5 protein-coding genes are annotated in these 3808 nt (G+C 69.9%); 3 read left to right on the top strand and 2 right to left on the bottom strand.

Annotated features, from left to right (window positions below; genetic code table 11):
• Positions 1–714 (top strand): acetylornithine deacetylase/succinyl-diaminopimelate desuccinylase family protein (locus ACTS11_RS15015; protein WP_442641109.1); only part of this gene is annotated, 714 nt, incomplete at its 5' end.
• A 10-nt stretch (positions 715–724) separates the two neighbouring features.
• Here the strand turns inward: ACTS11_RS15015 and ACTS11_RS15010 are convergent.
• Positions 725–922 (bottom strand): hypothetical protein, encoded by a 198-nt coding sequence (locus ACTS11_RS15010; RefSeq protein WP_442641108.1) that lies wholly within the window; start codon positions 920–922, stop codon positions 725–727.
• Between the two features lie 299 nt (positions 923–1221).
• Here ACTS11_RS15010 and ACTS11_RS15005 point away from each other — a divergent pair, with 299 nt between their 5' ends.
• Positions 1222–2694 (top strand): ABC transporter substrate-binding protein, encoded by a 1473-nt coding sequence (locus tag ACTS11_RS15005; protein ID WP_442641107.1) that lies wholly within the window; start codon positions 1222–1224, stop codon positions 2692–2694.
• A gap of 42 nt (positions 2695–2736) precedes the next feature.
• Positions 2737–3087 (top strand): cupin domain-containing protein, encoded by a 351-nt coding sequence (locus tag ACTS11_RS15000; RefSeq protein ID WP_442641106.1) that lies wholly within the window; start codon positions 2737–2739, stop codon positions 3085–3087.
• Positions 3088–3091: 4 nt separating this feature from the next.
• Here the strand turns inward: ACTS11_RS15000 and ACTS11_RS14995 are convergent.
• Positions 3092–3808, bottom strand: a 717-nt coding sequence (locus tag ACTS11_RS14995) for an NAD(P)-dependent alcohol dehydrogenase (RefSeq protein WP_442641105.1), incomplete at its 5' end; no start/stop codon positions are given.

The raw sequence follows: 3808 nt of genomic DNA, 5'->3' as shown, positions 1-3808 counted from the left end.
CCGCTCAACAAGGACCGCATCTGCCTAGGTCATCTCGGCGTCTGGTGGGCGGAGATCGAGACGAAGGGGCGGATCGCGCACGGCTCGATGCCGTTCCTCGGCGACTGCGCGGTGCGCCACATGGGCGCCGTCCTGGCCGAGATGGAGGAGACGCTGTTCCCGCTGCTGGCCGGCAAGCGCACCGCGATGCCCGTGGTGCCGGAGGGCGCGCGCCAGTCCACGCTCAACATCAACGCGATCCACGGCGGCGAGCCCGAGCAGGACGCGGACTATACCGGCCTTCCCGCGCCCTGCGTCCCCGACCGCTGCCGCATCACCATCGACCGCCGCTTCCTCATCGAGGAGGACATCGCCGAGGTGAAGGCCGAGGTCGCCGCGATGATGGAGCGCGTGCGCGCCCGCCGGCCCGAGCTGCAATACGAGATCCGCGACCTCTTCGAGGTGCAGCCGACCATGACCGACCGCGACGCGCCCGTGGTCCGCACAGTTGAGGCGGCGATCACCCGCGTGCTCGACCGGCACGCGCAGTTCGTCGTCTCGCCCGGCACCTACGACCAGAAGCACATCGACCGGATCGGGCGGCTCAGGAACTGCATCGCCTACGGGCCGGGCATCCTCGACCTCGCGCACCAGCCGGACGAATGGGTCGGCATCGACGACATGGCCGACGCCGCGAAGGTCATGGCGCTGACGCTGAAGGAGCTTCTGGCCTGACCCGGGTGGATCAGGCCGGATCGACGAAGCCCAGATGGCGGAGCGCCTTCGCGGCGAGCTCGCTCGCCGAGGGGTCCTCGCCCATCAGGTCGGCGTTCAGCTTGCGCACCAGCGGGCTGAGGCTCCGCGTGCTGGCCTGATCGCGGATGAACGCGGCGACGCGCTCGGACGATATCGCGAGGATATCCTCGGGCTCAGGTCTTTCCATCGGTGTCCCCCAGGTTGCACTCGTTCCCGCGACGCCCCCCGCCGTCGCGCGACCGTACCGAAGGGGCCACAGGCACCGCGGCCCCGACGGGCAGGGTGATACGATTCGCCCGGCGCGGAAAGCTCTGGCGGCACATCGCGCGTCACCTTGTCCGAATCCGCAACACGCCTGCCCGGATCGTGGGCGTCCGGCGTCCCGGGCACGTCGCGAAGCCTCCATTCGTCTGCATTTTCCACGCGATTTTTTCCGCGGCACAGGCCAGTATGCGGAAAATCGACAAAACAGGGAGACCAGGAACGATGACCAGCAAGCTCCGCCTCGGCGCCCTCGCGCTCCTGCTGAGCACCGGAGCGGCCTTCGCGCAGCAGACCGACATTTCCGTCGGAATGGTGCTCGAGCCGCCGAATCTCGACCCCACCGCCGGGGCCGCCGCCGCCATCGACGAGGTGGTCTATGCCAACGTCTTCGAGGGGCTGACCCGATTCGCGCCGGACGGCGCGATCGTGCCTGGGCTGGCACGCAGCTGGGACATCTCCGAGGACGGGCTGACCTACACCTTCACGCTGGCCGAGGATGTGACGTTCCATGACGGAACGACGATGACCGCGGATGACGTGGTCTTCTCGCTCGACCGGGCGCGGGCCGAGGACTCGACCAACGCGCAGAAGCCCCTCTTCGCCGGAATCGACAGCGTCGAGGCCGTCGACGACACGACGGTCCGCGTCACCCTCTCGTCGCCCGACGGCGCCTTCCTCTTCAAGATGGCCTGGGGCGACGCCGTCATCGTGGCCCCCGAGAGCGCGGAGACCAACGCGACGAACCCCGTGGGCACCGGACCCTTCCGCTTCTCGGAATGGGTGCAGGGCGACCGCGTGGAACTCGTCCGCAACGAGGACTACTGGGGCGAGCCCGTGGCGCTGGAGGAGGCGACCTTCCGCTTCATCTCGGACCCGAACGCGGCCTTCGCGGCGCTGATGTCGGGCGACGTCGACGCCTTCCCGAACTTCCCCGCGCCCGAGACGCTCGCCCAGTTCGAGGCCGACCCCCGCTTCCGCGTCGTTGTCGGCTCGACCGAGGGCGAGACGATCCTCGCGATGAACAACGCGGGCGAGCCCCTGAACAACCCGCTCGTGCGGCAGGCGGTCTCGCATGCGATCAACCGGCAGGACATCATCGACGGGGCCATGTTCGGATACGGCACGCCCATCGGGACGCATTTCGCGCCGCACCATCCCGACTACGTCGACCTGACGGACAACGCCGCCTACGACCCCGAGCGCGCGCGCGCGCTTCTGGCCGAGGCGGGCGTCGAGAACCTGACGCTGCGGCTGATGCTGCCGCCACCCTCCTATGCGCGGCGCGGCGGCGAGATCATCGCGGCGCAGCTCCGCGATGTCGGCATCGAGACCGAGATCACCAACATGGAATGGGCCGACTGGCTCGAGCGGGTGTTCCGGGGCCAGGACTTCGACCTCACGGTCATCAGCCACACCGAGCCGTTCGACATCAACATCTACGCCAATCCGGACTACTATTTCGGCTACGACAGCCCGGAATTCCAGGCACTGAACGCCGAGCTCGAGGTGACGACCGATCCCGCGGCGCGTTCGGCGCTGCTCGAGACGATGCAGCGCCGGATCGCGGAGGACTACGTGAACGGCTTCCTCTTCCAGCTCGCCAAGACCGGCGTGGCCAATGCCGCGATCGAGGGCCTGTGGGAGAACTCGCCCACGCAGGCCAACGACCTGACGTCGGTGCGCTGGACCCAGTGACGAAACGCGCCCGCCGGGACCATTCCCGGCGGGCGCCGTCGCATGGTGATTCCCATGACGCTCCTGTCCCGCGTGCTCCCCGACGGCGAGGCCGAGGTCTCCCGCCCCGATCCCACCCGCCTGATCGCGGGCGACCCGGTGCATCGCACCTGGCTGACGGACGCGCGCGACGGGCTCTGGTGCGGCGTCTGGGAATCCACGCCCGGCGCCTGGCGGGTCATCTACGACGAATGGGAATACTTCCGCCTCACGCAGGGCGTCTCGATCCTGACGCCGGACGGTGGTGCGCCCGTCCGTCTCGTGGCCGGGGACGGGTGGGTCATCCGCCCCGGCTTCACCGGCACGTGGGAGGTCGTGGAGACGACCGTGAAGGACTTCGTGATCCGGGTCTGACGTCTCAGGCGACCTTCAGCGCCGGCGCATCCCCGGCGATGCGCAGCACCACCGCGCCCTTGCGGCTGCGGCTTTCGACATGGGCGTGGGCCGCGCGGATCTCGGCGAAGGGATAGACCCGGTCGATCACCGGGCGGAGCCGCCCCTGCGCGACGAGAGCGGAGAGGCGCGCGAGACCCGCCTTGCTGTCGCCGTTCACCTTCAGGATCACCTTGTGCCCGTTCTTGCGGGCGCGGCGGACCTGCGCGACGTCGGCGAGCGAGAAGTTCAGCGGCACGAAGCGTCCGCCCGGGGCCAGCATTCCGGCAGCCGCCGGATAGGACAGCGCGCCGACCGTGTCGAAGATCACGTCGAACGGTCCCGTCAGGCTCTCCGGCGGCGTCTTGCGGTAGTCGACGAACCGCGCTGCGCCGAGGCCGCGCACCAGCTCCTCCCGCGCGGCGGAGGCGACGCCCGTGACCTCGGCGCCGAGCGCGCGGGCGATCTGCACCGCGTGGACGCCAACCCCGCCGGAGGCCCCGAGGACGAGCACCCGCTCGCCCGCCTTCACCTCGGCGAACCGCTCGAGGAACTCCAGCGCGCAGAGACCTCCGAAGGGCAGTGACGCGGCCTCCGCGTGATCGAGCCCGGGCGGGGCCTTCAGGACGGCGCCGGAGGCGCGGACCTTCACGTACTCCGCGTGCGCGCCGCCCAGCCGGAAGCCGAAGACAGGGTCGCCGGG

This window comes from Roseicyclus sp. (assembly GCF_052168335.1).
In the GTDB taxonomy this organism is placed as follows: Bacteria; Pseudomonadota; Alphaproteobacteria; order Rhodobacterales; family Rhodobacteraceae; genus Roseibacterium.
Note: the sequence above shows the minus strand (reverse complement) of the source record. Positions and strands in the feature narration are given on the sequence as shown.

What these genes read in the sequence shown, in the direction of transcription:
- ACTS11_RS15010 (WP_442641108.1), bottom strand. Translation starts at nt 922, where the DNA reads ATGGAAAGACCTGAGCCCGAGGATATCCTCGCGATATCGTCCGAGCGC.
- ACTS11_RS15005 (WP_442641107.1), top strand. Translation starts at nt 1,222, where the DNA reads ATGACCAGCAAGCTCCGCCTCGGCGCCCTCGCGCTCCTGCTGAGCACC.
- ACTS11_RS15000 (WP_442641106.1), top strand. Translation starts at nt 2,737, where the DNA reads ATGGTGATTCCCATGACGCTCCTGTCCCGCGTGCTCCCCGACGGCGAG.